The sequence below is a fragment of the Luteitalea pratensis genome (assembly GCF_001618865.1).
GTDB classification, from domain to species: Bacteria; Acidobacteriota; Vicinamibacteria; order Vicinamibacterales; family Vicinamibacteraceae; genus Luteitalea; species Luteitalea pratensis.
The window spans coordinates 538,534-565,180 of sequence record NZ_CP015136.1; the positions used below are offsets into that span (position 1 = coordinate 538,534).

Here is a 26,647-nt window from a genome sequence, read left to right on the forward strand (position 1 = left end):
ACAACTGGATCGCACCCCGCGTGCTCGACGGGCGGTCGCAGCGGCCAGGTACGCACCCGCCACCACCGGCGAGGCCGTCATCCGGGGGCGATCAGAGTGCGGCGGAACCGTCCTGGTCGTCGCCGGTTGCCTGCTCCGCGAGCGTCGCGTCCAGCGCGCGCCGCGCAAACCATCCGAGGATGCCTAGCGCCACCATCGAGACGACGATCGTCACCGCGGCCGACCCGAAAGCGTCACGCCGGCTGAAATCGAGGGTCGACAGGTGTGATCCGGCTCGCACCGCGATTGCCGTGCGCGGGGCCAGGCCGATCAGCGTCCCAACGAGGTACGCGCCGATCGGCACCCGCGCTGCCGCCATCGCCCCGTTGCTCAACGCGAACGGGGAATTCGGCGGGACCCGGATCAGGCTGACCACGAGCACGGTTTTCCACCACGACCGGCCCACGAGCGCGTCGCGCACAGCCAGCCAGCGCGGCCGTTCCGCCAGCAGCGCACTGGCATGGGCGACCGACAACCGGTGGGCCCAGGCGTAGTTGATCGCGGCGGCCAGGACGAAACCGGCCAACGCCGCCGGAATGCCGATGCGATCGCCGAATGCCCAGCCGCCGAGGATGGCTGGCGCATACGTCGGCAGCAACGCGAACCCGCCGAGCAGCGCGAAGCCCGCCACGTACAGGGCCAGGCCGCGGCCACCGAGGCCCTGCAGCCATGGACCGATGCGCGACAGGTAGCCGAGCAGCAGCACCGCCCCGAGCGGCGGCAACGCGAGCGAGATGATGGCCAGCGGCGCCAGGCGCCTGGCCGCTGCACGCCCGGCGTCGGGTCCGGCGCTCGTCTGGGGTGCGGGGTCGGAGGTCAGTCGCGCCCCGTCGAGTGCTTCCAGCGCTTGTAGATCTCCCACAGCAATGGCAGCACGGAGATCACGATGACCAGCAGGATGACGCGATGTGCCTGCTCGGCGAGCGGGCTGAGGCCGAGCAGGTAGCCGACCCACAGCAGGCTCGTCACCCACAGCACGCCGCCCATGACGTTGTAGGCCACGAAACTGCGGTAGGGCATTTGTGCCACGCCGGCGATGAACGGCACGAACGTGCGCATGACCGGCACGAAGCGCGCGATGATCAGCGAGCTGCCGCCCTTGTTGGCATAGAGCTCCTGCGCTTCGTACAGGTATTTCTTCTTGAAGAACCTGGTATCCGGCCGTTTGTAGATGGCCTTTCCGGCACTCTTGCCGAGGCCGTACCCGACCTGGTCGCCGATCACCGCCGCGAGCACCAGCAGCAGGTTGGTCAGCCAGATGTTCAGCGGCGGCAAGCCCGGGAAGGCTCCCGCGCAGACGACGCCGGCGGTCACCAGCAGCGAATCGCCCGGGAGGAAGAAGCCGGCCAGCAAGCCGGTTTCGGCAAACACGATGGCGATGAGGACGCTGAGCCCACCCCATGCGATGAGGGCGCGCACCCCTTCATCGCTGTGCAGGGCGCGCAGCCAGTTGATGAGTTCGGTCAGGTATTCCATGCAGGGGAGCCGCGCGACGGCCACGCGGTGAACGTCAAGCATACAGGGCGAGCGCACAGGCCGGGTCGCATGACGAACGCCGAACGTCGAACGCTGAACGCCGAGGTCTTGCCTGAGACCTGAGACCTGAGACTTGAGACCTTCATGCAGCCCCTAAGCCGTAAGCCCTAAGTCGTAGGCCGTGGGCGTTGGTCCCTGCGATAAACTGTCGCGCGTCAAGGACTTGCCTGTGAGCGCCCCAGACCAGCCAGCTGCGTCGTCCGCCTTGGCGGATCGCCCGTGGATTGCCACCGAGGACGTCATGGCGGAGGTGCGGGCGCGAGTGCGTGCCGAGGTGCGGGTACGCCTAGCGCGAGGGGGCGTACGGGCCTTCGACGACGAGGCAGTCTTCCTCGCGGCCGAGCAGCTGCTGGCGCGCGCGCTCGAACAGCGCGATCGGCAGCAACTGCTGCTGCCCGAGCTGCTCGAGGACGAGGATGACTGGCGGGTGAATCCAGCGCTGCGGCTCGAGAGCCACCGGCCCATCGCCGGCCGCACGATCATCTGGCTCAAACAGAAGCTCCTGCTGCCGGTGACGCGCTGGCTCTACGACTACAGCCGGGAGAACTTCGCCCGCCAGGAGCGGCTCAACTTCGCGCTGATGGCGTGCGTCCAGGAGTTGGTCGTGGAGAACGTCCGCCTCGCGGCCCGGGTCGACGCGCTCGAGCACGAGCGCGCTGGCGGCCCTGGGCCGTCCCGGACGGACTCGACGTGAAGCTGGCTTGCGTGGTGCAGCGGTATGGCGCGGAAGTCACCGGCGGGGCCGAGGCGCATTGCCGCGCCATCGCCGAGCGGCTTGCCGAGTCGCACGACGTCACCGTGCTGACCAGTTGCGCGAGGGACTACCTGACCTGGCGCAATGCGTACCCTCCCGGCGAGAGCCGGCTCGGTCCGGTGAAGATCGCGCGCTTTCCGGTCGATCAGCCACGACACCTGCACCGGTTCGCGGACCTGAGTCATGACGTCTTCGCACGTCGCTCCACCGCGGAGCAGCAGCACGAGTGGTTTCGCGAGAACGGCCCGCGCGTGTCCGGCCTCCTCGACCACCTGCGGACCAACGGCACGGACTACGACCTGATCCTGTTCTGGTCGTACCGCTACTTCCCCAGCTTCTTCGGCCTGCCAATCGTCCGCGACCGCGCCATCCTCGTGCCCACCGCCGAGGAAGATCCGACCGTCTGGCTCGACGTGCTGTCCGATTTCTTCACGATGCCCGCTGGGATTGTCTTCCTCACCGACGAAGAACGCGATCTCGTCGCCTCCCGCGCGCTCGGGCCGCTGCCGCCCTCCTGCGTGATCGGATCCGGCCTGGCCCCGGCGGCCCTGCCGCACCCGGAACTGCGCGGCGAACTCGAGAACATGGGGGTCAGCTTTCCCTACGCGCTCTACCTCGGGCGCGTCGAGAAGAACAAGGGCTGCGACACGCTGTTCCGGCACTACCGGCATTACGTGGAACAGGGCCGCCCGGCGCTGCCGCTGGTGCTCGCCGGACCGGAGTTCATGGACGTTCCGAGCCATCCGCAGATCCGGCCCCTCGGTTTCGTGCCCGAGCACCTGCGCGAGACACTGCTCGGCAGCGCGCGGACGCTGATCATGCCGTCGCCGTACGAGAGCCTGAGCCTGGTGCTGCTCGAGGCCTGGAACCACGGCGTCCCGGCGCTGGTCAACGGTGGCTGCAAGGTGCTGAAGGGGCAGACACTCCGCGCCAACGGCGGCCTCTACTACCACCATGCCAACGAGTTCATCGAGGGACTGACGCTGCTCGCCACGGATGAGGCGCTGGCGCTGCGGTTCGGAGCACAGGGGCGAGCACACGTCGAGGCCTGGTATCGCTGGCCGCGAGTGATGGCCGCGCTCGAACCCTTCCTGCGCGCGGTGGCAGACGCGTGAGGAGCGTCGCAGTTGACGAGACGCGCGCGCATCCGGCTCGCACCGAGATCGTCGCCGGGCTCACCACCTTCCTCGCCACCGCCTACATCGTCGTCGTCAACCCGTCGATCCTGAGAGATGGCGCGGGGATGCCGTTCGATGGCGTTTTGACGGCGACGGTGCTGCTGTCGGCGCTGATGACCATGCTCATGGGCCTCTACGCGCGGCTACCGTACGCGGTGGCGCCGGGCATGGGTCTCAACGCGTTCTTCGCCTACACCCTGGTGCTCGGACAGAAGGTGCCGTGGCCGACCGCGCTCGGGATGATCTTCTGGGCTGGCGTGCTGTTCCTGGTGATCTCGGCGACGCCGGTCCGGGAGCGCCTGGCCCAGGCGATCCCGGCGTCACTGCGGACGGCAATGGCGTGCGGCATCGGGTTGCTCATTACGCTGGTCGGCCTCAAGGGCGCCGGTATCATCGTCGGCGACGCGGTGACGCTCGTGAAGCCTGGCCCGCTCACTCCGCAGGTGTTGTTGGCCGCGGGAGGTCTGGCACTCACGGTGGGCCTCATGGTGCGCGGCACGGCTGTCGCATTCCTCGTCTGCATCGCTGCCGTCACCGCGGCCGCCTGGGCGATCGGATTGGTCGCACTGCCCACGAAGTGGCTCAGCCGGCCAGATTTCACGTCGGTGACGCTGCGGCTCGACCTGTGGGGTGCGCTCGCCCCGGCCATGTGGCCGGCGATCATCGCCGTGCTGTTCACCGATCTCTTCGACTCCCTCAGCACGTTCATCGGCGTCGCCGAAGCCACCGGCTTCACCGACGACGATGGGCGGCCGACCCGGCTGAGGCAGGGCCTGATCGTCGACGCATGGGCCACGCTCGTGGCTGGCCTGCTCGGCACCTCCTCGGGCACGGCCTACGTCGAAAGTGCGGCGGGCATCAACGCCGGTGGTCGCTCCGGGCTCACCGCCGTCGTGACGGCCCTCTGCTTCGTGCCGTGCCTGTTCCTGGCGCCGCTGGCTGCCATGGTACCTGCGTACGCGACGGCGCCAGTGCTCATCGTGGTGGGCGTCCTCATGTTTCGCACGTCGCGAACGTTGCCCTTCGATGCGATGGAGGAGATGGTGCCGGCGTTCCTGACGCTCGTGCTCATCCCGCTGACGCTGTCGATCACGCAGGGTCTGCTCTGGGGCCTCGTGGCGCATGTCGTCGCCTTCGTCGTCGCCGGCCGTCTTCGTGATCTCACGCCCTGGAACTGGGGCCTGGGCATCCTGGCGACCGGGCTGTTGTTTCTGCACGGCTAATTGCAGGAATTTCAGAATTCATTACCAGCGCCACCTGCGACAAGCGAAGGGGGTGGTGAAATTCTGCAATTCTGAAATTCTAAAATTCCCGCGGGGGAGGCGTGAAATACTTTTCGGCAATGCCCGCGTTCGCCCCCGAGTACGTCGACCTCGTCCTCAACGACATCTTCGAGGACGCCAAGCGCCTCTTCCTCGTCCAGCTTCGCGCCATCGACTACGCGCACCTGGTGATGCTCACCGAGCGGGGCATCGTCTCTGCCGACGCCGCACGCCTGATCCGCACCGGGCTCGATCGCATCGACGAAGACCAGGTACGCGCGGTCACCTACGATGGCACCTACGAGGATCTGTTCTTCTACCTCGAACAGACCTTGATCGACGTCTGCGGTCACGAGGTCGCGGGTCGCCTGCACACCGCCCGCAGCCGCAACGACATCGACATGACGATGTACCGGATGCGGCTTCGGGAGGCACTGCTGGAGACCACGGCGGCAGTCGAGGAGTTGCGCGGTGCGTTGACCGAGCTTGCCGGCCGCCACATTCACACGGTGTATGCGGCGCACACGCACACCCAGCCGGCGCAGCCCAGCACGGTGGCGCACTACCTGCTGGCGGTGATCGAGCAGCTCGGTCGTGATCATCAGCGGCTGCGGGCGGCCTATGCCAGCGTCAACCGCAACCCGCTTGGCGCGTGTGCGATCACCGGCACTGGCTTCCCGATCGACCGCGAGCGCACGAGCGTGCTGCTTGGATTCGATGGACCGACCGGCAACACCTACGGCAGCATCGCGACCGTCGACTATCTCCTGGAGTCGACAGGCGCGCTGTCGGTGCTACTCGTCGGCATGGGGCGCGTGGTGCAGGACCTGATGCTCTGGTGCACCGCGGAGTTCGGGTACCTGCGGCTGTCGGACGGCTATGTGCAGTGCAGCAGCATCATGCCGCAGAAGCGCAACCCGGTGGCGCTGGAGCATGCGCGTGCACTTGGCAGCAAGGCGCTCGGGCAGGCCCAGGGCGTGTCGATCGCGGTGCACAACACGCCGTTTGGCGACATCGTGGACACCGAGGACGACCTGCAGCCGCTTGTGGCGACCGCCTTCCGAGATGCCATCAGGGCCATCCGCCTCGTCGCTGGGGCGATGTCGCAGGCCACGTTCGACACCCACAGGATGGCCTCGCGCGCGGCCCAGGGCGGCACCACGGTGACCGAACTGGCCGACACCCTGGCGCGGACGCACGAACTGCCTTTCCGCGTCAGCCACGAGGTCGCGGCGCACTTCGTGGCCGAGCGTCGTCGCGCGCCCGCGTTGCCGCTGACCGAGGCCCTCGCCACGGCGACGACTGCCGTGCTCGGCCGAACGCTTCCGTACACGGAGGCGGAACTGCACCACCTGCTCAGCGCCGAGCACTTCATCGAGGTGCGACAGACACTCGGCGGCCCTTCGCCGGTGCGCACGACCGAGGCCCTGCAGGCCGCGACCGCACTGCTCGACACCGACCGCGCCTGGACTCGCCGCACCAGCGACCTCCTCCGTGATGCGTCGCGCTCCCTTCGTGCGGCTGTCGAGGCCCTCTGATGACGCACCCTCCCAGGTCCAAGACCCTCGGTTCCGCGATCAAGGTCGTCGCCTTCGAGATCGTGACGTTGCTGCTGCTGTTCGTGTTGCAGCAGGCGTTCACCCGCTAGTGATGCATCCCGTCGACTGGTTCATCATCGCGCTGTACCTGGGCTGGATCATCTGGACCGGCGTCCAACACACACGCGGCAGCAAGGAGATCGAAGGCTACTTCCTTGGTCATCGCAGCAACCCGTGGTGGGCCGTCGGGCTCTCGGTGATGGCCACTCAGTTGAGCGCGATCACGATGGTTGGCACCACGGGGCAGGGCTACATGGACGGCCTGCGCTTCGTCCAGTTCTACTTCGGGCTGCCGCTCGCGATGGTCATCCTGTCGGTCACCGCCGTGCCGTTCTTCCACCGCGCGAAGGTCTACACGGCCTACGAGTATCTCGAGCGCCGGTTCGACGTGAAGACCCGGACACTGACGAGCGCGCTGTTCCTGCTCTCGCGCGGTCTGTCGTGCGGCACGATCATCTCGGCTCCGGCGGTGATTCTCTCGATCATCATGGGCTGGAACCTGACGCTGACGGTGTTGCTGATCGGCATTCCGACCGCCATCTACACGATGCTCGGTGGCGTCCAGGCCGTCACCTGGACCGACGTCAAGCAGATGTACATCATCATCTTCGGCCTCATGGCCGTGGCGATCGCGCTCGTGCTCGGGTTGCCGGGCGATGTCAGCGTCGGCGATGCGCTGCGCGTCGCCGGCGCCACCGGGCGCATGCAGGCCTTCGACTTCCGCTTCACGCTCAGCGAGACCTACACGTTCTGGTCGGGCCTCATCGGCGGCCTGTTCCTGATGCTGTCGTACTTCGGCTGCGATCAGAGCCAGGTGCAGCGCTATCTCACCGCCCGCTCAGAAGACGAGGCCAGCTCGTCGCTCTACATGAGCGCCTACTGGAAGATTCCACTGCAGGTCCTCGTGCTGCTCATTGGCGTGCTCGTCTTCGTGTTCTACCTGTTCAACGAGCCACCCATGCTGTTCAACCCGGTGCATGAGGCGCGGGTGAAGCAGAGCGCACTTGCCGGCCGCTATGCCGATGCCGAACAGCGGTTCTCGGCGGCGTTCGCCACTCGCCGGGTCGCCGCGCGCGCGCTCGCTTCGGCCGACGATGCGCCGGCGCGTGCGTCGGCGGAGACCACCTTTCTCGACTCGGACGCGGCACTGCGAGCGGTACGCAAGGATGCGACCGCGCTGGTACAGGAGGTGACCGGTGACCGCACCTACCGCGACGTGAACTACGTCTTTCCGACCTTCGTCACGACACACCTGCCCATCGGTCTGATCGGCATCGTGCTCGCCGCGATCATGGCCGCTGCCATGTCGAGCATCGCCGCGGAACTCAACGCGCTGGCGACGACCACCGTGATCGACTTCTACCGCCGCCTCCTGAAGCCCGATGCGCCTGACGCGCACTATCTCACCGTGTCGCGCATCGCCACAGGCGCCTGGGGTGTCTTCACCTGCATCGTCGCGCTATTTGCGACCAACCTCGGCTCGCTCATCGAGGTCGTCAACCGGTTCGGGTCCTTCTTCTACGGCTCCATCCTCGGCGTGTTCATGCTGGCCATGCTGACACGCCGCGCGTCGGGGACCGGCGCGTTCGTCGGCCTCATCGGCGGCATGACGCTCGTTGGCTCGGTCGCGGTGCTGCGACCAGACATCTCGTTCCTCTGGCACAACGTCATCGGTGCCTTCGGCGTCGTCGTGGTGGGCCTGCTCGTCAGTCTGGTCGTCCCAGTTACGCCACCCGCGTCGGATTCGATCGCGTAACGTCGCGTTCGAGGCACTGGCGCACTTCGTCCGGCGCAGCGGACGACTCGTCACAGGAATCGCGCGCCTTGACCTCCCGCTTCCGCCGACCGGGCGCTACCTTCGACCCTCGACCCTCGACCCTCGACCCTCGACCTTCGACCATCGGCGATCGGCGATCGGCGATCGGCCTTGGCCCTTTGGCCTTTGCCCTTCAAGCGTCAAGCGTCAAGCGTCAAGCGTCAAGCGTCAAGCGTTTTAGGCGTTAACGTTGGCAATCCCGGCATTCGGCATCGCGGCATTGACGATGTTCCCCCAATGCCTCGTCCCTCCCCCCGCCCCCACCCGTCCCTCGCGGAGGACCAGTCACGTCAAAGTCGCGAACGCGTCGCCCGCGCAGCCGTCTTCCGCCACAACGGCATTCACGGAGGACGCGATGCGACAGGTCGGTCTGCTGCAACTGGGGGGTCTGGTCATCTCCGCAACCCTGATGCACACCGCACCTGCTGCGGCGAGCGACGACGCGTTGGATGGCCGTTGGATCGGCGGGTTCGCCAACCGCAACACCGTCGTGGTGCTCGACGCGCGGTTCACCGGCGCCCCGGCGCCGAGCGGCACCCTCGATGTTCCGCAGCGCGGCGAGAGCGGCATCCCGCTCCGCAACGTGTCGCAGCATGGCCGGTCGATGACCTTCGAGGTGCCGGGGATCGATGGCAACCTGTTGTTCGAAGGCAAGTTCGTCACGCCGACGCAGGTGGTCGGCAGCGTCCGCCAGGGCCTCGGTCACAGCAGCTTCGAGCTGATCAAGCTCGCGACGGTCGGACGCGAGGAGTTGGCCGGCATCTACGGCACGTATGAATGGGCTCCAGGCAAGGTCCTCCTCGTGGCGGCGGGTCAGGAGCAACCGATCTACGTGGATTACGAGTCCGGACGGACCGGTGCACTCTTCGCGCTCGGGCGTGACGAGTACGTGGCCGGCCCGTCGGTGTCCACGGGTTTTCCCGTGATGGTGCGGCTGCGCATGGTGCGCGACGGCTCGGACCGCGTCCAGCGTGTGGATTTCGAACGGCGTGGCAAGTCCGTCCAGGCCCTGCGCAAGGAGTTCTACAGCGAGGTGCCTGTGCGCTATGGCAACGGCGACGTGAGCATCTCCGGCAGCCTCCTCCTGCCCTCCTCTCCCGCCCCGCATCCGGCCATCGTGATGATCCACGGATCGGGAGCAGTCACCCGAGATGGCCTTCGTCCCTTTGCCGATCACTTCGCGCGCAACGGCGTGGCGGTACTGATCACCGACAAGCGCGGCACCGGGCTCTCGACTGGCCGGTGGGCGCGCGCCACCTTCGACGACCTCGCGGAAGATGCACTGGCTGGCGTGCGCTACCTGCGCAGCCGTCCCGAGATCCAGGCCAACGCCATCGGCGTGCACGGCATGAGCCTCGGCGGCTGGGTGGCGCCGCTGGCCGCCGTCAAGTCGCACGACGTGGCCTTCGTGGTCGTGGAGTCGGCGCCGGTGATGACGCCGCTCGAACACGAGCGCCTGCGCGTGGAAACCACGATGCGCGCGGACGGCCACCGCGGCGAGACGATTGCCCAGGCGGTGGCCTTCATGGATCAGAAGTTCGACGTGGCCCGCACCGGCGACGGCTGGGACCGTCTCGAAGCGGCCATGCGCGCCGGCGACAAGGCCGGCTGGCTCCCGTACGTGAACGCGCCGGCGTCGCTCGAGTCATTGCAGTGGAACTGGAACCACGTCTTCTCGTACGACCCGCTGCCCGTCCTGAAGCAGCTCGACGTGCCGATGCTGGTGCTCTACGGCGAACTCGACAGCGTCGTCCCGCCCAAGGTGCACAAGGCGCGGATGGAGCAGGCCGTCCGCGAAATGGGCAAGCGCCAGGTGACCATTCGTGAGTTCGCCCGCGCCAACCATGGCTTCTTCGAGGCGATCACCGGAGGGCGCCAGGAACAGCCCAACCTCGGCAGCTTCGTGGCGGGCTATTTCGAGGTGCGTACCGACTGGGTGCTCGCCCGCGCGCAGGCGGCACAAATGGCAGGCGCGGAACTACAGAATTAGCCATGGCGTCCACACGTCGAAAGTAATGCCTGATGCCTGATGCCTGATGCCTGATGCCTGATGTTGCGCACCGAACGTCGCCGTCGACCTTCAGGTCGACGGTCGGGGCACGACGTACAATCACGGCATGCAACGTTGGTCCGTGCATGCTGCCGTCCTCGCGCTCGTCCTGTCGGGCGCATCCAGCGGGGCGCTGCGCGGGCGCGAAGCGATCGAGCCTCGGCCGTGGTCGGCGCTCTATGACGAGGCGGTAGCTGCGCTGGCCGGCAGCGACGCCCATGCAGCCGTCGACGCCGTCGAACGCGCGGCGCGGCGGGCGCCGCCGAACCACCCGTACCTGCTCTATGCGAAAGTGCGCGCCTACACGAAGGCCGGGCGCACCGATGATGCCTTCACCGCGCTCGGACTCCTCGCGGAAAAGGGCATCGCTGCAGACGTGCTCGTCTCGCCGTCCTTCGAAGCCCTCCGCGATCATGGCCGCTGGCCCGAGTGGCAGGAAAAGCTGCAGGCGCTGGTCGCTCCCGCGCAGCGCAGCGTCGTTGCGTTCCGGCTGAACGAGCCGGACTTCTTCCCAGACGCGATGACGTACGACCGGGGCTCGCGTCGTTTCCTGATCGGGAGCCTCTTCAAGCGCAAGGTGGTGGTGGTCGACGAAGTCAGCGGTCGCGTCGTCGACTATGCGACGTCGCGCGAGGCCGGGTTCCTCGGCGTCCGCGGACTCCAGGCGGACAACCAGCGCGGCGCGCTGTACGTGCTCAGCGCCGGCGGCCCGGAGATGCAGGGCTATGCGGCGGCCGACGAAGGGCAGTCGTTCCTGCATCGTCTGCAGCTCTCGTCTGGACGACAGGTAACGAGGACGCCGCCGCCACCGCTGGCCGCCGGTCACCTGCTCGACGAACTCGTGCAGGCCGCTGACGGCACGCTGTACATGACCGACGCCCGGGCGGGCGTGCTGTACCGCTGGCGCCCCGGTGCCCGGGCCATGGAGCCCTTCGTCACGATCGGCGCGGACCTGCGGCCGAGTGGGCTGGCATGGAGTGCCGATGGCCGCGCGCTCTACGTCTCCCACATCGAGGGCATCTCGCGGATCATGCTCCCTACGCGCGAGGCGGTGCCGGTCGGCAATCCTGCGTCGGTCACGCTCGTGGGCATCGATGGCCTCGCCGCCTACCAGGGCGACCTCATCGCCGTACAGAACGGTCTCCCCGGCCTGTCACGCGTCGTGCGCCTGCGGCTGGCGCCGGACGGCGTGAACGTCCGCGCCGTCGATATCCTCGATGCCAACCTGCCCGATCACGACATGCCCACATCGGGCGTCGTCGTCGGCGACGGCTACTACTACATCGCCAACAGCCAACTGCGCCGTTTCACGGCCCCGGGAGTGCCAGGGCCAGCCGATGCGTTGCAGAAGCCGGTCATTCGCCGGGTGAATCTCGTCACCAAGGCGGAACAGCCGGGGAAGACCGCTGCCGCGAGGTGATCACGTGACCACACGTCTTCTCGTCGCCGCCTTGCTCGTGATGGTGCTGCAGGCGACCGCCGGTGCGCAGGCGCTCCGCGTCGCCCCGTACCTGGCCGGACTCGATCAGCCGGTGGGACTGGTGACCGATCCGTCCGACGACCATCGGCAGTTCGTGATCGAGAAGCCGGGCCGCATCCGGCTTGTCGTCGACGGCGTGCTGCAGGTCGACCCAATCCTGGACCTCACCACGGAGGTGGCTCCGGATGGCGAGCAGGGACTGCTGGGGCTTGCCGTGGACCCGCAGTTTGCGACGACCGGCCGAATCTGGATCAACTTCACGCGGCGGCCCGACGGCGCCACCGTGATCGCCCGCTTCACACGAGCGGCCGGGACGCCATTCCGCTTCGATCACGCGACGCGCCACGACCTGCGTTTCTCCGTCTCACCGGAACGACGCTTCATCCCCCAGCCGGCCGCCAACCACAATGGCGGCAAGTTGCTGTTCGACTCCGAGGGCTTCCTGCTCGTCGCGATGGGCGATGGCGGCGGCGGCAACGACACGTTCCGCACGGCGCAGGATGCCAACAGCCTGCTCGGCAAGATCCTTCGGCTCGATGTCGGCGTGCCCGACGTCCGTGACGCGCCCCTCCAACTGCGCGAGGATGCGGAACGCGGCTACCGCATTCCTCCCGGCAACCCGTTCGTGGACGGCATTCCCATTCCCGCCAGGGCTGAAATCTGGGCATTCGGCGTCCGTAATCCGTGGCGCGTCACACTCGACGCCCCTGCGCTCGGCGGCACCGGCGCGCTCCTCATCGGCGACGTCGGGCAGAGTGCACGCGAGGAGGTCGACTACGAGCCGGCCGGCCTCGGCGGCCGGAACTACGGCTGGCCGATGCGTGAAGGCACGCTGGCCACTGCCGGGGCGCCGTCCGACGTGAGCGCCGCCTTCCTGCCTCTCGTCCACCCCATTCACGACTATCCGCGCGCCGATGGCATCACCGTCATCGGTGGCTACATCTACCGCGGCCGGTTGCTCGGCGCCGGCTTCCAGGGGCGCTACGTCTTCGGCGATCTGGCCGATCGACTGCGCAGCGTCCGCATCACGGTGGACGAGGGCGGTGCCGTGACGGCCGACGACGTGCGGGATCACACCAGCGAGGTGGGCGGACTCACCGGAAGCCTCGTGTCGATCGACGCAGATGCCCACGGCGAGCTGTATCTGGTGTTCCTGTCCGGCAACATCCAGCGCGTGACCACGGCGACCGACGGCGATGGCGACGGCATCGACGATGCCTGGGCCAGCCGCTTCGGCTTGAGCGGGTTGGGCGCCGCAGCGCGCGGTCCGTTCGGCGACCCGGATGGCGACGGCATCACCAACGCACGCGAATATCGGCGCGGCTCGCATCCCCGCGGTGGTCCCGTGGCCAACTTCGGCGAGGGCGCCGAAGGCTTCTTTGCGACGCGCTTCGGCCTGCTGAACGATCGCGACACGGCCGAGCCGGTCCTGATCCGGTTCCTGCGCGCCGGCGCAGGCGAGGTCGCCACCGAGGTCGTGATCCCCGCGCGGCGCAGCCTTGCCGTTGACGGCAGTGCGATCCCGGGACTGGCCAACCAGGCGTTTGCCACCGTGCTCGAAGCGGCAACGCCGCTCGCCGTCACGCGCACGATGACCTGGCCGGCCACCGGCCAAGCCTATGGCAGCCATAGTGAGCGCGGCATTCCGACGCCGCGCACGTCGTGGTATTTCGCCGAGGGGGCGACCACGGCCTTCCAGTTGTTCTTCCTGCTCGGCAATCCCTCCACTTCGACGGCCCATGTGCAGGTGGACTATCTCCGGCAGGGCGCAGCCGCCGTCTCGCGCACGTACGACGTTCCGGCCTCCTCGCGACTCACGATCTGGGTGAACCAGGAGCCGGGCCTCGATCGCGCCGAACTCGGCGCGGTGGTCGCGTCGCTGAACGGCGTCGCGATCACGGCGGAGCGCGCGATGTACACGCGCGGCGGCCCGACGATGTTTGCCGCAGGACACGCCGCGGCGGGCGAGCCCGCGCCGGCGACGCGCTGGGTGTTTGCCGAGGGATCCACGACCCCGTACTTCCAGACATTCCTGTCGATCATCAATCCCGGAGACGCTCCCTTGCCGGTCCAGGCCGACGTTCGCCTGCAGGATGGATCGACGACGGCGGCGCCGCTGCACTTCACGCGCGTCGTCGCGCCGCGCGCACGGGCGACCCTGTGGCTGAACCGCGAGGTGTCGGACGAGGGCGTTGCCCTGGCCGGCCAGCAGGGCGTGTCGGTGGAACTGAGCGCCGCCGGCACCTTCGTCGCGGAGCGCGCGATGTGGTGGCCGGGCGAATCGGCCACCTGGTACGAAGCGCATGCCTCGGCCGGCTTCATCGAAGCGCCACGGCCGTCGTGGCGGTTGCCTGGCGGTGAGTTGAGTCCGGACGCAGGCGGCGGCGAACCGGACGTGCAGACCTACGTGCTGATCGCCAACGTCGCGCCGACCGCCGAGGCGGTGGCCGTGACCGTCTACTTCACCGATCGCGAGCCCGTCGCGCAGACCATCCAGGTGCCGGGCAACAGCCGTGTGTCCATCGCGCTGTCCGACCTGCTCACGGCTCTCGGCGCGATGCCCGCCACTCGCGCGCACGTCGGCGTGACGGTCGCCGCCGCGTCACCCGCCGCGCAGCTCTACGCGGAACAGGCGACCTACGGCAGCACGACGCACCAACGCTGGGCGCGAGGCAGCAACAACAAGGGAAGCCCATAGGGGGCTTCACGAAATGCCGGAATGCCGCGATGCCGCAATGTCGATTGCGGAACCGGTGGACGGTGCCCGGCGCCGCCACGGTCGAACAACCGCACAATGCCGCGATGCCGCGATGCCGCAATGGCGAACGCTAGCAGGAAGGTAGCGCCGGGCTGCCCCAGCCGTTCGGAGTTCATGCGATTTCGCGGTTCCGTTCAGCATTTCCGGCATTCGCGGCATTGCGGCATTCCTAAGGCTGCCCGATCGGATCACCGGCCGGCACCGGCAGCGGCTTCTGCGGGGCGTAGGGCGAGAACGGGCGCTCCCTGTAGCGCTTCACGACGTCGGTGAGCGTCTCGATGTGTGCACGCCACGCGGCCGTGCGTGGTGCATCGGCGACAGGGAACAGCAGCGCCGGCAGGCGGCCGACGAAGTGACGCGCAATCGCGCGCACGTCGCTCGAGGCCGAGTCGTTGGCCCCGAGATCCATCAGCCTCTGCGCGAACACCTGCTGCGCGGCCCGCTGCACCAGGGCCGCGGTCGATTCCGTGGCCAGGTTGCCGCTTGCCTTCAGCTTCGCCGCGATCGCGGTGATGACGTCTTCCAACCCGGGGTTCTGCGTGTCGCGCGCGTGGAACTCGACGAGGCGTGCGGAACGTTCATGGTGGAGCAGGAGCGAGATCGCCATGTCGGCGGCGATGGTCGCGGCCGAGACGGGATCGAAGGTGAGCCCTGTGCGCCGCGGGAACATCTCGGTGTTGAAGCTGCCGAACGCCTCGCTCGGCGGCTGGAGCAAGGCCAGCACCCGTTCTGGCACCGCCAGCACGTCGGGCGACAGCGTGTCGAGCACCCCAGCCAGCGCGGCCCGCTGCACGTCGGGCGCGACGATGATTGGTGCCGCTGGCGCGGGCGCGTTGCCCTTGCGCACCGCGTATGTATAGAACTGCCCGCCCACCGACTTCACCGTCGCCTGCACCTGGTAACGGTGGTGGAAGTAGATTGGCAGGAACTTCTGCTCGAGCAAGCTGAGTGACTGGCCCTCGGGGATGCGGGTGACGTCGAAGGTGCTTAACGCGATCTTGCGCACCGCGAGCTCGTGCTTCAGGTTCGCCACCGGATCGCTGCCGTTGTCCCACAGGCTGGCAAGCGGGTGCGCGGCGCCCGCGGGCCTGGCGTCGCTGTCGGCGATGAACAGCATGCCCTTCGCGGTGGCCCCGTCGACCAGTCGCGAGAGTTCGGCGGCCTCGTCGGCGCCTGGCGCGAACTGGCTGTAGGCGTATTTCACCGCGAAGCTGTCGAAGGCACCGATGCCGACGCCGTACGCGTCGGAGAGATCGATCCTGCCGTTGGTGACCTTCGCCATCGGTGCGGGGTAGTCCATCACCGACGCGCGGCCGTACGTGCTGGCCGCGAAGTTGTGCGTGAAGCCGAGCGTGTGTCCGACCTCGTGTGCCGAGAGCTGCCGGATTCGGGCCAGCGCCATCGCCGTGGCGTCGGTCTTCGGATCGGCGTCGGCCAGGTAGTCCGCATCCGGCGAATCGCCTGCCGCGCACTGGATTGCCGCGTCGGTGCTGGTGAGCGACGTCAGCCCGCTGCCGATCATGATGTCCTGTCGCACCCGTAGCGAGCCCAGGCTCACGTTGCCCTTGAGAATCTGCCCCGTGCGCGGATCGACGACGGCCGCCCCGTACGACCAGCCGCGCGTCGATCGATGCACCCAGTTGATCATGTTGTAGCGAAGGTCCATCGGGTCGGCGTCGTCGGGCAGCACCCGCACCTGGAATCCATTGCGGAACCCGGCGGCCTCGAAGGCCGCGCCCCACCAGCGAGCGCCGTCGAGGAGGGCCGCCCGAATCGGCTCCGGCGTGCCGTTGTCCACGTAATAGACGATGGGCTCGACCGGCTCGCTGATCGTGGCGGACGGGTCCTTCTTCTGCAGGTGGTGCCGGATGGCCCAGTGCTTCTCGATGGGCTCGGTAATCGGCGAGGCGTAGTCGTGGAACGTCAGGTCGATGCCCCCCGCGCGCGGATCGGCGATGCGCGGCCGGAAGGTGTGCGTCGCCAGGTCGGGTAGCTGGACGAACGAGTGATGTTGCCTGACCGTGAACGCGGAGCCCGTCGGCGCCACCTGTCTGACGAGCTCGCCCGCCGGGCCATCGGTCACGAACGTGACGATGGTCTCGATTTCGCTGTTCTTCGGGAAGGCCTTGGTGCGGGGCAGATGGAAAGCCGTGCGGTTCGCGTCCACACGGTACGCGCCCTGGCTGGCGCTGCGCAGACGCTCGCCGACACCATGCGCGTCGCGCAACAGGAAGTCGGTGGCATCGACGAGCACGCGTCCATCCTCGACGGCTTCGACCTTGAAGCCCCACAAGACCGAGCTCGCGAACGAGTCGGCGACCGCCTGGCGCTCGGCGGCGTCCTGGCTCAACGCACGGAACCGGTAGTTGGCCTGGGTGAGCAGGACCTTCGGCCCGACTCGCTGGAAGGTGACGACGGCCGTCGCCCCCATCTGGCCGCGATCGAGTCCGATCGGATTGGAGCCGAGGCCGGCCGGCAGCGACGTCTGGTAGAGCAGCTCCTGGTCGAAGCGGGAGATCTCGAGATAGAGGCGCCCGGCGGCATCGTCCCAGTACATCGGCACGAAGCCGTCCATCCGCGTCCACTGGCGCGTGCGCTCGTCGATCGTGGCGGGTGGCGGCGTTTGCGCGCTGGCCGGCGGCACGAGGGAAGCAGTGGCGAAGACAAACAGCGATAGCAACAGGGCGCGCATGTAGGTATGCATGATGTGGAAGGTCAGGCGCGTTCTCCGAACGCGCCTGGGACGCGCCATTCGGAAAACGCCCCTCCCGAATCTAACGACTCGCCGCGGTGGCCGGGCGTGCGGACGCGTTCTTCACGTGCGTGTCGAGCCAGTCGAGCATCTCGGCCACCGTGTGCAGGACCGATTCACGCGCGGCGTAGCCGTGGGCTTCGTGCGGCAGCGTGACATAGCGCACTGTCGCCCCGTGGCCCTTGAGTGCCATGTAGAACCGCTCGGACTGGATTGGGAACGTGCCGCTGTTGTTGTCGGCCTCGCCATGCGTCAGCAGGATCGGCTCGTTGATCTTGTGCGCGTACCAGAACGGCGACATGCGCGCGTACACATCGGGCACCTCCCAGAAGGTGCGCGACTCGGACTGGAACCCGAACGGCGTCAGGGTCCGGTTGTAGGCGCCGCTGCGCGCGATGCCCGCACGGAACAGATCGGTGTGCGCCAGCAGATTGGCCGTCATGAAGGCGCCGTAGCTGTGCCCGCCGACGGCGATCCGGTCGCGATCGGCGACGCCGCGGGCGACCACGGCGTCGACGGCCGCTTCGGCGCTGGCAACCAGCTGCTCGACATAGTGGTCGTTGGCCGTTTCGCCCTCGCCGACGATCGGCATGGACGGGTTGTCGAGAATCGCGTAGCCCTGCGTGAGCAGGAGCAGGTGGGACGCCCCACGAATCGCGTCGAACCGATACGGCGACCCGCTCACCTGGCCAGCTGTGGCGGCATTGGTGAACTCCTGCGGGTAGGCCCACATCAGCAGGGGCCATCGCGTGCCCGGCGTATGACCTGCCGGAAGGTAGAGCGTGGCACTCAGCGCCACGCCATCCTTGCGCGTGTAGCTCAGGCGTTCCTTCGTCACACCCTGCATCTGCGGCGCCGGATCGGCAAACGAGGTGAGCGCAAGTCGACTCCCGACTCCCGATGCCCGGTTGGCGGTTCCCGGGTCCCGGTTCCCGGTCCCCGGCGCAATCGTGCGCAACACGTAATTGGGCGGTGACATCTTCGACTCGTGGCGCGTCAGGAGGCGGCTGCCGTCCGGCGACACCACGGCCACGACCTGCTCGACCTGCTCGCCGCTGCTGCGGAACAGGCGGGTGGCCTTGCCGGTCGCCAGGTCGAGGCGATCGGCAAACGGCCGGTCTCCCTCGGGCGAGGCGCCCTGGCCGAGCAGGTAGATTCCGCCCTGGTGGGTCAGGACGGTATCGCGGCCGGGCGCGCTGTAGGGGCTGCCGGGGTTCGCGTATGCATCCTCTGTCGAGCGCTCGAAGAGCACCCTGGCCGTGCCATCGCGTCCGACAACGGATAGACGTGTGCGGCGCGTTGGTCGATCGGATTCGGTGACGAGCGCCTGACCATCTTCGGTCCACGAGATGTTCTGGCAGCGGTCTTTCGTCCGGTGCCAGGTCACCGGGGCCATGCGGGCGGGCAGCACCAATGCCATCAGGCGATCCCGGTTCGGCACCGTCTTTTTCGGGTCGCCCTCATCGAGGGCCACGACCCATGTCACGCGTGCCGGCTGCGTCGGATCCCACGAGTAGCGCCGTGGTCCGACGGGCACGCCGTTGATCGGGACGGTATCGGCCAGCGGCAGCTTCGCAAGCGAGTAGACCTCGGCCCCCGACATGTCGATGACGCGCACGTGCTTGGGGAAGTCGTCGTACGGTACCAACCGTGAAAATGGCCGTGCAATCGATTCCACCAGGAGGAAGTGGCCACCAGGCGCGGGCTGGGCCATGGTGTAGAGGCCCTCGCCGCCGACCAGGCGCGGGGGACTACCGGCGACCGGGATCACCGATATCGTGCTCGTGACGTGCCAGGCAAACAGGGCCTCGTCGTGGGGGCTCGCCAGCAGGTCCTGATACGTGCGGACCGGCGCTGGCGTACCGCGTGTCTCCTGGACGTTCGGACCCGAAGGCGCGGCCGGCAGGGTTGGCTCTGGGCTGCGGCTGGCTGGCGCCGTGAGGCAGACGAGGGCACGGCTGTCGGCCATCCACTCGCAGCGCACGCCGAGCGGGGCGCTGAGGCGAACGCCCGGCACCTGCCGCGCCGTCGCAGCGGCAGAATCCACCAGCCATAACTGCACCTGGTCAGCCCTGACGACAGCGAGGGCGTAATTGGTGCCGTCGGGAGAGAAGCCGATCGGCAGCAACCGGTCGGCGCCGGTCAATGGGATGGAGACAGGGCGAGGCGTCCGGCCGTCGAGGCCAGCGACCGAAGCGGCCCCGTAGCTCGAGCCACCGACCGGCGCACCTGACGCGATCGCAAATCGCACTCCGCCCAGGCGGCGCAAGGGCTCGGCCATCTCCGCGATCGAAGGCATGGCGCGCGGCTGCAGCAACACCAGCCGATCGCCCGTCGGCGCCAGGAGCGCGCTCGGCACGGGTGGCGCATCGAGGATGGCCGGAATGGGGTCGCGCGGCACGCGATACCCGGACGGCGATTGCGCCAGCGCCGCCTGCGAGAGCGTGAACGTCGCGAGCGCGAGAGCGCCCAGTCGGCAGCAGGTCATCATTGGCCTCCGAAGAGGCGGGATTGTAGCATTCGCCGCCAGCACGCCTGCGCGATCGGGTGCGTGGAGGAAGTAGGATCTCGCGATGCATCGCCGGCATTTCCTGCAGCAGACCGTGATGGGGGCCGCCAGCCTCTCCAGCGTTGCCCCGGCTTTCGGCCAGTCACCGCTCGCCCAGGAGCCTCAGCGCATCTCCAGCGCCACGATCGCCGTCGGCGACGAGGTCGTGGAGCGCAGCGTCGACGACCTGCGCCGCGCGCTCGAGACTGGCCAGCTGACGACGCGAACGCTGACGCAGTCCTACCTGCGCCGGATCGACGCCGTCGACCGTCAGGGCGCCGGCCTCAACAGCGTCATCGAGTTGAATCCCGACGCGCTCGACATCGCCGATCGGCTCGACACCGAGCGCAAGGCGGGCCGAGTGCGTGGCCCCTTGCACGGCATTCCCGTGCTGATCAAGGACAACATCGACACCGCCGACGGGATGAAGACGACGGCGGGCTCGCTCGCACTCGTCGATGCGCATCCCCTGCTCGACGCCGGCATCGTCACTCGCCTGCGCGAGGCCGGAGCCGTCCTGCTCGGCAAGACGAACCTGAGCGAATGGGCGAACTTCCGATCGGAGAACTCCACCAGCGGCTGGAGCGGGCGTGGCGGGCTGACGCGCAACCCGTATGCGCTCGATCGCAACGCGTGCGGATCGAGCAGCGGCTCCGGGGCCGCCACCGCCGCGAGCCTGTGCGCCGTGGCCGTCGGCACTGAAACCGACGGATCGATCATCTGTCCCTCGTCGCGTTGCGGTCTGGTCGGCATCAAGCCGACCGTCGGCCTCGTCAGCCGGAGCGGCATCATCCCGATCTCGGCGACGCAGGACACCGCCGGGCCGATGGCGCGAACCGTCGCGGATGCGGCAGCGCTGCTGCACGTGCTGGCTGGCCCTGACCCGCGAGATGCCGCCACGAAAGGCCAGACGCTCGCCAAGGACTATCGCGAGTACCTCCAGAAGGACGCGCTCCAGGGCAGGCGTATCGGCGTCATGCGCAACTTCTTCGGCTTCGACGCGCGCGTGGACGCCCTGATGGAGGATGCCATCAAGGCCGCCGAGGCCGCTGGCGCCACGATCGTGGACAAGGCGAACCTTCCGACACGAGGGCAGTTCGGCGACGCCGAGCTCGCGATCCTCCTCTACGAATTCAAGGCAGGCCTGGGGGCCTACCTGGCCACGCTCGGTCCTTCCGCGCCGATGAAGACGCTTGCCGATGTCATTGCCTTCAACGAGGCACACGCGAAGGAGGAGATGCCCTACTTCGGCCAGGAACTGTTCATCAAGGCACAGGCGAAGGGCCCGCTGACCGACAAGGCCTACCTGATGGCAAAGGCGAAGGCGGCGCGGCTGTCGCGGACGGAGGGCCTCGATCGGGTATTCACCACGAAGAAGGTGGACGCGTTGCTTGCGCCGAGCGGCGGTCCGGCGTGGCTCACCGACCTGGTCAACGGCGATTACGGCACCGGGGGAAGTTCCGGGCCAGCTGCGGTGGCGGGCTACCCGAGCATCACGGTACCGGCCGGCTTCGTGCGCGGACTCCCCGTTGGCGTGTCGTTCATCGGCCCCGCGTGGTCCGAGGCCCGCCTCATCGGCATCGCCTACGCCTACGAGCAGCAAACGAAACTGCGTCGCGCGCCGCAATACTTGCCGGGGGCGCTCGTCTAACGGCCTGAAGCGTTCAAATAGCCCGCGTTCCGCCGGCTATTTGAACTCGATTTCCAGCTTGTCGACGTCGTTGATCTTGATGCCCTTCATGCCCTTGAGGGCGGCCCTGATCTCGGTCAGCGACGGGTTGTTCCCGAGCTTCTCCATCTTCTCGAGACCTGCCGGATCGGCGAAGAGCTCACCGAAGGCGACGTCGAACAGCGTCACGCGCTTGCCCTGCACATGCGTGGCATTGGTGCGGACCAGGGTGCCCACGGGCTCGACGGCGATTGCCACGCGCATGTCCTTGAACATCGGCGCGAGCATGGCCATCATCTCCTTGGGCATCTCTGGTTTGTCCCCGGCCTTGGCCTCGGTCTTGGCACCCGACTTCGCGTCGGCCTTGGCCAGTTCCTCGAGCATGTTCATCGTCAACAGCGAAGAGCTGCCGCTTCGAGAGAAGCGAATCGGTAGCGGGTCGCCCTTGCCGGTCACGCTCGTGCCCCCCTCCTCCATGTCGGGAAGCGACGTGCTGACCTTCAGCTTGTTGAAGTCGGTGAAGGCATAGATCGCCTTGACGCCCTTCATCTCACCCTGCGTCACCGGCTCGCTCGAGACGAAGGTGACGCCCTCGCCGAGGTTCGCGGCGTCGGCCGCGAGTTTCTCCTTCGAGAAGATCGTGGCCGGGTCCAGCTTGGGCTTGGCGTCCTTGCTCTCGCCCCCGCCCATCATCGACATCATCGACATGGTGGAGCTGTTGATCAGCATCGTCTGCTCCATGGTGCCGGAGCCGTCAGGCTTGATCTTGATGACCGAGTCGAGCGAGATACACCCAATTGCCCACGACGCCACGAAGGCCAGGACCGCCATCTTCACCGTTCGCATCCACGTTCTCCCTGGCCCGTGGGCCTGTCTCCGGGTGTCGTCACTCCGTTGAACCCGGGTGGTAAGCTGCCCGAGGCCGATGTTTTCGACCCGCCTGCCTGCTTCGCTCGTGCCCACCCCGCTGTCGGCGGCCGTCGCGGCACGGCGGCGCCGCCACGGGCGGCTCCTGGATCTGACGCTCTCCAATCCTACGATGGCAGGGCTGGCATATCCGGAAACGCTGGCGACCGCCTTCTCGAACGTCGCCGCCCTCCGGTACGAGCCCGATCCCCGCGGCCTGCGCTCGGCGCGCGAGGCGATCGCACGGTGGCAGGGGTCCATCGGCGAGCCGGTATCGTCCGACCAGCTGGTGCTCACGGCCAGCACCAGCGAAGCGTATTCACTGCTCTTCAAGCTGCTGTGCGATCCAGGCAATCGCGTGCTCGTGCCGTGCCCGAGCTATCCCTTGTTCGAGCACCTGGCACACCTGGATGCCGTCGCCGTCGATCGGTATACGTTCCGCGACGCCGGCCGCTGGATGCTGGACGAGTCGGAGCTGCGCGCCTCGATCACGCCGACGACGCGCGCCCTCATCGTCGTGGCCCCGAACAATCCGACCGGTCACGTGCCCACCGATCGGGAATGGGATGTGTTCGCCGACCTGTGCCATCGACACGGGCTGGCCCTGATCGTGGACGAGGTGTTCTCGGCTTACCCGCTCACCGCCGGCGTGACACACGTCCCGATTCCTGACATGCCAGGCGTGCTGACGTTCAGGCTGAACGGGCTCTCGAAACTCATCGGCCTTCCGCAGGCGAAGTTGAGCTGGATCCTCGTGACCGGCCCGGACGACCTCGCGCAGGCGGCACTCGACGTGCTGGATGTGATTGCCGATACCTACCTGTCGGTCGCGACGCCCGTGCAGGTCGCGCTTCCCGTGTTGCTCGAAACAGGGGCAGAGGTGCGACGGCAGATCCTCGATCGCGTACGATCGAACCTGGCTCACGTCGCGAGCCGCGTCGCCGGCAGCACGATCGACGTGCGCACGCCTGACGGAGGCTGGAGCGTGGTGCTCCGGGTGCCGTGCGTCGGCGGCCCCGACGATCTCGCGCTGGCCCTGCTCGATCGCGACGTCATCGTCCACCCCGGGTACTTCTACGATTTGCCACACGACGGTTTCGTCGTGATTAGTCTGCTTGCCGGTGAAGCGGACGTGCGGGAGGGCATCGACACGCTCTGCTCGCTGCCGCTCCTGCAGCTCGCCTAATCCTCATGTCCCACGCCATGCTCGGTCGTCGCGCCGGCCTCCTGCTCCCGCTCTTCTCCGCGCGTTCGACGCGCAGTTGGGGCATCGGAGACATCGCCGACCTCTCGCGCCTCGGGCCGTGGCTGCGTGCTTCCGGACTCCGGATGCTGCAGGTGCTGCCCGTCAACGACATGGCCACGGGGCAGACCTCGCCGTACTCGGCCCTCAGCGCCATGGCCATCGAACCGCTCTACATCGCCCTCGACGACGTGGCGGACGTGCGCGCGCTGGGTGAGGCCGCGTTTCCCAAGGGTGCGCTGGCGCATCGTGTCGAGCTCAATGCGTCGCCAACGGTGCCGTACGGCGAGGTGAAGGCAATCAAGAAAGTGGCGCTGCGCCGCGCCTTCGATCACTTCCACAGCACGGAGTGGGCCAACGACACCGAGCGAGCGCAGGACCTGCGTGCATACATGGCCGCCGAGCGGTGGTGGCTCGACGACTACGCGCTCTTCCGCGTCCTGCACGACCATCACGATGCGCGGCCGTGGTGGGAGTGGCCTTCCGGCCTGGCAGCACGTGAACCCAGGGCGATGGCAGCCGCGCGGACCAAGCACGCCAACGCCGTGCTCCAGGCGTGCTGGACGCAGTGGATCGCGCAGCGGCAGTGGGAACAGGCCCGGCGCGATCTCGACGGCATCGCCCTGGTCGGCGACCTGCCGTTCATGGTCAGCGCCGATAGCGCCGATGTCTGGGCTCACCAGTCGCTCTTCTCGCGCGAGGCGAGTGTCGGCACGCCGCCGGACGCGTTCTCGGAGACCGGCCAGGACTGGGGCCTGCCCGTGTATCTGTGGGACGCGATGCAGGAGGACGACTTCGGGTGGCTGCGTGCCCGCGGCCGGCGCATGGCGGCGATGTTCGACGCCTTCCGCATCGACCACCTGGTCGGCTTCTACCGTACCTACTGGCGGCCGGCGAACGGCGACACGCCCTTCTTCGTGCCCGATGACGAAGCGAACCAGCGCCTCCTCGGCGAGGCCGTCATCGAGGCGTTCGCCAGCGCCGGCGCGGCCTTGATCGCCGAGGACCTCGGCACCATTCCCGATTTCGTGCGGGCGTCCCTGGAGTCGCTCCGGTTGCCCGGCTACAAGGTCCTGCGCTGGGAGCGCGACTGGCACGTGAAGGGGCAGCCGTTTCACGACCCCGCGACCTACGCGGCGGCATCGCTGGCGACCACCGGCACGCATGACACGGACATGCTGGCTGACTGGTGGGACACGGCGACGCTCGAGGAGAGGAGAGCACTGCTGGCCATACCGGGCCTGTGCACGTCCGGCGTGTCCGCCGGGCACCCGTTCGACGACAGCGTGCGCGACGCGTTGATCGAGGTGTTGATGCGTTCCGGGTCTGATCTCGTGGTCTTCCCGCTGCAAGATCTGTTCGGGTGGCGTGACCGCATCAACGTGCCCGCCACCGTCGGCCCGACCAACTGGAGCTGGGCCAGCCCCATCCCGGTCGATCGCCTGATGGACGACGCGGCCTCGCGCGCACGCACCGAGACATTGCGCGCGATTGTCGCCGCGACGGGCAGATCATGACGAAGGCGTAGGCGCCGACCCCGACTCCCGATCGAATGGACCACGAACTTGGCCCCGTGCGGGCTCCTGAACTCGACGGGGCTGTCGCCTGGCTCAACACGCCGGCGCCGATCACGCTGGCGCAACTGCGCGGCAAGATCGTGCTCCTCGACTTCTGGACCTACGGGTGCATCAACTGTCAGCACGTGCTGCCAGACCTGCAGCGGCTGCAAGCGAAGTTCGCCGACGTGCTGGTGGTGATCGGCATCCATGCTGCCAAGTTCGACAATGAACGCAGCACCGAGAACATCCGCCGCACGCTGCAGCGACTCGGCATCCGCCATCCTGTCGCCAACGACGCGCAGTTTGCGATCTGGCAGGCCTACACGGTGCGGGCGTGGCCGACGCAGGTGCTGATCGACCCGCGCGGCTACGTCGTCGGCACCGCCACGGGCGAGGGGCACGGGGCGCAGCTCGAGGAAGTGATCGAGGCGGTGGCCACCGTCTTCGCCGACCAGGGCACTCTCGATCGCACGCCGAGGCTGCTGTCGGCAGAGGTCACTGCGTCGGCCGGCGCACTGGCATTCCCCGGCAAGGTGCTCGCCGACGAGTCGAGTTCCCGCCTCTTCGTCGCTGACACCGGTCACCACCGCATCGTCGAGGCGGATCTGGCCGGGCGCATCGTGCGGGTGTTCGGCGACGGCACTGCGGGGCGAGAGGACGCCGTGGGTGGGGCGGCGCGGTTTCGATCGCCGCAGGGCATGGCCCTCGATGGCGACACACTATGGGTGGCCGATGCGGGCAACCACCTGATCCGGCGAATCGATCTCTCGAGCGGCCGCGTCAGCACGGCCGCTGGGACCGGTCGCCAGGCCACGTGGCAGCAGTCGGACGGAGGTGCTGCGGTCGAGATCTCGTTGAATTCGCCGTGGGACCTGGCGTGGGATGGGCGCCTGCTGTTCATTGCGATGGCCGGGCCGCACCAAGTCTGGGTGCTGGACCAGCAGCGAGACATGGTGATCCGTTATGCCGGCACCGGCGCCGAAGGCAGACATGATGGCCATATCGACGAGTCGGCCTTTGCCCAGCCCTCCGGACTGGCGATGGTCGGCCGGGAGCTCTACGTGACCGACGCCGAAGCCAACATCGTCCGTGTCGTGGCGCTGCCACCGCAGAACCAGGTCCGCACGATTGCGGGTGGTGATCTGTTCGAGTTCGGCGACGTGGACGGGGTGGGTGACGCCGCTCGGCTCCAGCATCCGCTCGGCATTTGCGCGGTCGCTGACGGACTGCTCGTTGCCGACACGTACAATCATCGGATCAGGCACCTCGATCCGGCGACGGGGCGGGTGCGGAGGTGGGCCGGGTCGGGTCGACCGGGTCACGTGGATGGCGCAGCCGGGACGGCCTGCTTCTACGAGCCCGGCGGCCTCTCGGCGACGGAACGCCACGTGTACGTGGCCGACACCAACAACCACGCGGTGCGCGTGGTGGGCCTCGCGAGTGGCGAGGTGCAGACCCTCGGCATCGCTTGAACAACGCGGGATGCGCGTGACTCCGCG

Annotated in this window: 17 protein-coding genes; 12 read left to right on the top strand and 5 right to left on the bottom strand. The window is 67.9% G+C overall.

The features are described from left to right. Nucleotides 1–91: 91 nt before the first annotated feature. Together LuPra_RS02300 and LuPra_RS02305 are read right to left on the bottom strand one after the other, a co-directional pair. Nucleotides 92–901 (bottom strand): TVP38/TMEM64 family protein, encoded by an 810-nt coding sequence (locus LuPra_RS02300; RefSeq protein ID WP_157898646.1) that lies wholly within the window; start codon nt 899–901, stop codon nt 92–94. Beyond that, nucleotides 856–1,515: a VTT domain-containing protein gene (locus LuPra_RS02305; RefSeq protein ID WP_157898647.1), complete on the bottom strand. Its 660-nt coding sequence runs from the start codon at nt 1,513–1,515 to the stop codon at nt 856–858. The genes LuPra_RS02300 and LuPra_RS02305 overlap by 46 nt, the downstream gene beginning before the upstream one ends. Before the next feature lie 229 nt (nt 1,516–1,744). On the opposite strand from LuPra_RS02305, the gene LuPra_RS02310 reads away from it, so the two are divergent. The 8 genes from LuPra_RS02310 to LuPra_RS02345 all read left to right on the top strand — a co-directional run bounded on the left by LuPra_RS02310 (nt 1,745) and on the right by LuPra_RS02345 (nt 14,411). Then, the gene (locus LuPra_RS02310; protein ID WP_110169263.1) at nt 1,745–2,269 is read left to right on the top strand and encodes a hypothetical protein; all 525 of its coding nucleotides are present in this window, start codon (nt 1,745–1,747) and stop codon (nt 2,267–2,269) included. Then, a complete protein-coding gene (locus LuPra_RS02315) occupies nt 2,266–3,444 on the top strand; it encodes a glycosyltransferase family 4 protein (protein ID WP_110169264.1) in 1,179 nt (392 codons plus the stop codon). The genes LuPra_RS02310 and LuPra_RS02315 overlap by 4 nt, the downstream gene beginning before the upstream one ends. Then, nucleotides 3,441–4,730 carry an NCS2 family permease gene (locus LuPra_RS02320; RefSeq protein WP_110169265.1) on the top strand — a complete coding sequence of 430 codons (1,290 nt, stop codon included), beginning with the start codon at nt 3,441–3,443 and terminating at the stop codon, nt 4,728–4,730. The genes LuPra_RS02315 and LuPra_RS02320 overlap by 4 nt, the downstream gene beginning before the upstream one ends. 119 nt (nt 4,731–4,849) lie before the next feature. Next, a complete protein-coding gene (gene argH / locus LuPra_RS02325; RefSeq protein WP_110169266.1) occupies nt 4,850–6,307 on the top strand; it encodes an argininosuccinate lyase in 1,458 nt (485 codons plus the stop codon). Nucleotides 6,308–6,419: 112 nt separating this feature from the next. Further along, the gene (locus LuPra_RS02330) at nt 6,420–8,123 is read left to right on the top strand and encodes a sodium:solute symporter family protein (protein ID WP_110169267.1); all 1,704 of its coding nucleotides are present in this window, start codon (nt 6,420–6,422) and stop codon (nt 8,121–8,123) included. A 415-nt stretch (nt 8,124–8,538) separates the two neighbouring features. Beyond that, the gene (locus LuPra_RS02335) at nt 8,539–10,173 is read left to right on the top strand and encodes an alpha/beta hydrolase family protein (protein WP_157898648.1); all 1,635 of its coding nucleotides are present in this window, start codon (nt 8,539–8,541) and stop codon (nt 10,171–10,173) included. A 127-nt stretch (nt 10,174–10,300) separates the two neighbouring features. After that, nucleotides 10,301–11,653 carry an SMP-30/gluconolactonase/LRE family protein gene (locus tag LuPra_RS02340; RefSeq protein ID WP_110169269.1) on the top strand — a complete coding sequence of 451 codons (1,353 nt, stop codon included), beginning with the start codon at nt 10,301–10,303 and terminating at the stop codon, nt 11,651–11,653. Nucleotides 11,654–11,657: 4 nt separating this feature from the next. Beyond that, on the top strand, nt 11,658–14,411 hold the full coding sequence (locus LuPra_RS02345) for a PQQ-dependent sugar dehydrogenase (RefSeq protein WP_110169270.1): 2,754 nt from the start codon (nt 11,658–11,660) through the stop codon (nt 14,409–14,411). A 229-nt stretch (nt 14,412–14,640) separates the two neighbouring features. Here LuPra_RS02345 and LuPra_RS02350 read toward each other — a convergent pair whose 3' ends face one another. Both LuPra_RS02350 and LuPra_RS02355 read right to left on the bottom strand, forming a co-directional pair. Next, nucleotides 14,641–17,175 carry a zinc-dependent metalloprotease gene (locus LuPra_RS02350; RefSeq protein WP_110169271.1) on the bottom strand — a complete coding sequence of 845 codons (2,535 nt, stop codon included), beginning with the start codon at nt 17,173–17,175 and terminating at the stop codon, nt 14,641–14,643. Between the two features lie 70 nt (nt 17,176–17,245). Beyond that, on the bottom strand, nt 17,246–19,711 hold the full coding sequence (locus LuPra_RS02355; protein WP_110174490.1) for a S9 family peptidase: 2,466 nt from the start codon (nt 19,709–19,711) through the stop codon (nt 17,246–17,248). A gap of 85 nt (nt 19,712–19,796) precedes the next feature. On the opposite strand from LuPra_RS02355, the gene LuPra_RS02360 reads away from it, so the two are divergent. Then, entirely contained in the window at nt 19,797–21,422 is a 1,626-nt protein-coding gene (locus LuPra_RS02360) for an amidase (RefSeq protein WP_110169272.1), read from the top strand. Between the two features lie 36 nt (nt 21,423–21,458). Here the strand turns inward: LuPra_RS02360 and LuPra_RS02365 are convergent, their stop codons facing one another. Further along, nucleotides 21,459–22,286, bottom strand: a complete 828-nt coding sequence (locus LuPra_RS02365) for a hypothetical protein (RefSeq protein WP_110169273.1) — start codon at nt 22,284–22,286, stop codon at nt 21,459–21,461. A 79-nt stretch (nt 22,287–22,365) separates the two neighbouring features. Here LuPra_RS02365 and LuPra_RS02370 point away from each other — a divergent pair, with 79 nt between their 5' ends. From LuPra_RS02370 to LuPra_RS02380, 3 genes are read left to right on the top strand one after another with little or no spacing between them, the layout of a single operon-like run. Next, nucleotides 22,366–23,532: a pyridoxal phosphate-dependent aminotransferase gene (locus tag LuPra_RS02370; RefSeq protein WP_110169274.1), complete on the top strand. Its 1,167-nt coding sequence runs from the start codon at nt 22,366–22,368 to the stop codon at nt 23,530–23,532. A gap of 5 nt (nt 23,533–23,537) precedes the next feature. Then, nucleotides 23,538–25,106 (top strand): 4-alpha-glucanotransferase, encoded by a 1,569-nt coding sequence (gene malQ, locus LuPra_RS02375; protein WP_110169275.1) that lies wholly within the window; start codon nt 23,538–23,540, stop codon nt 25,104–25,106. A 35-nt stretch (nt 25,107–25,141) separates the two neighbouring features. After that, entirely contained in the window at nt 25,142–26,620 is a 1,479-nt protein-coding gene (locus LuPra_RS02380; RefSeq protein ID WP_110169276.1) for a thioredoxin-like domain-containing protein, read from the top strand. The last annotated feature ends 27 nt before the right edge of the window (nt 26,621–26,647 follow it).

Excerpts from the sequence above, each read along its gene's own strand:
- LuPra_RS02305 (WP_157898647.1), bottom strand. The coding sequence starts at position 1,515 with ATGGAATACCTGACCGAACTCATCAACTGGCTGCGCGCCCTGCACAGC.
- LuPra_RS02365 (WP_110169273.1), bottom strand. The coding sequence starts at position 22,286 with ATGCGAACGGTGAAGATGGCGGTCCTGGCCTTCGTGGCGTCGTGGGCA.
- LuPra_RS02370 (WP_110169274.1), top strand. The coding sequence starts at position 22,366 with ATGTTTTCGACCCGCCTGCCTGCTTCGCTCGTGCCCACCCCGCTGTCG.
- LuPra_RS02335 (WP_157898648.1), top strand. The coding sequence starts at position 8,539 with ATGCGACAGGTCGGTCTGCTGCAACTGGGGGGTCTGGTCATCTCCGCA.
- LuPra_RS02350 (WP_110169271.1), bottom strand. The coding sequence starts at position 17,175 with ATGCATACCTACATGCGCGCCCTGTTGCTATCGCTGTTTGTCTTCGCC.
- argH (WP_110169266.1), top strand. The coding sequence starts at position 4,850 with ATGCCCGCGTTCGCCCCCGAGTACGTCGACCTCGTCCTCAACGACATC.
- LuPra_RS02355 (WP_110174490.1), bottom strand. The coding sequence starts at position 19,711 with ATGACCTGCTGCCGACTGGGCGCTCTCGCGCTCGCGACGTTCACGCTC.
- LuPra_RS02340 (WP_110169269.1), top strand. The coding sequence starts at position 10,301 with ATGCAACGTTGGTCCGTGCATGCTGCCGTCCTCGCGCTCGTCCTGTCG.
- LuPra_RS02380 (WP_110169276.1), top strand. The coding sequence starts at position 25,142 with ATGGACCACGAACTTGGCCCCGTGCGGGCTCCTGAACTCGACGGGGCT.
- LuPra_RS02330 (WP_110169267.1), top strand. The coding sequence starts at position 6,420 with ATGCATCCCGTCGACTGGTTCATCATCGCGCTGTACCTGGGCTGGATC.
- malQ (WP_110169275.1), top strand. The coding sequence starts at position 23,538 with ATGTCCCACGCCATGCTCGGTCGTCGCGCCGGCCTCCTGCTCCCGCTC.
- LuPra_RS02360 (WP_110169272.1), top strand. The coding sequence starts at position 19,797 with ATGCATCGCCGGCATTTCCTGCAGCAGACCGTGATGGGGGCCGCCAGC.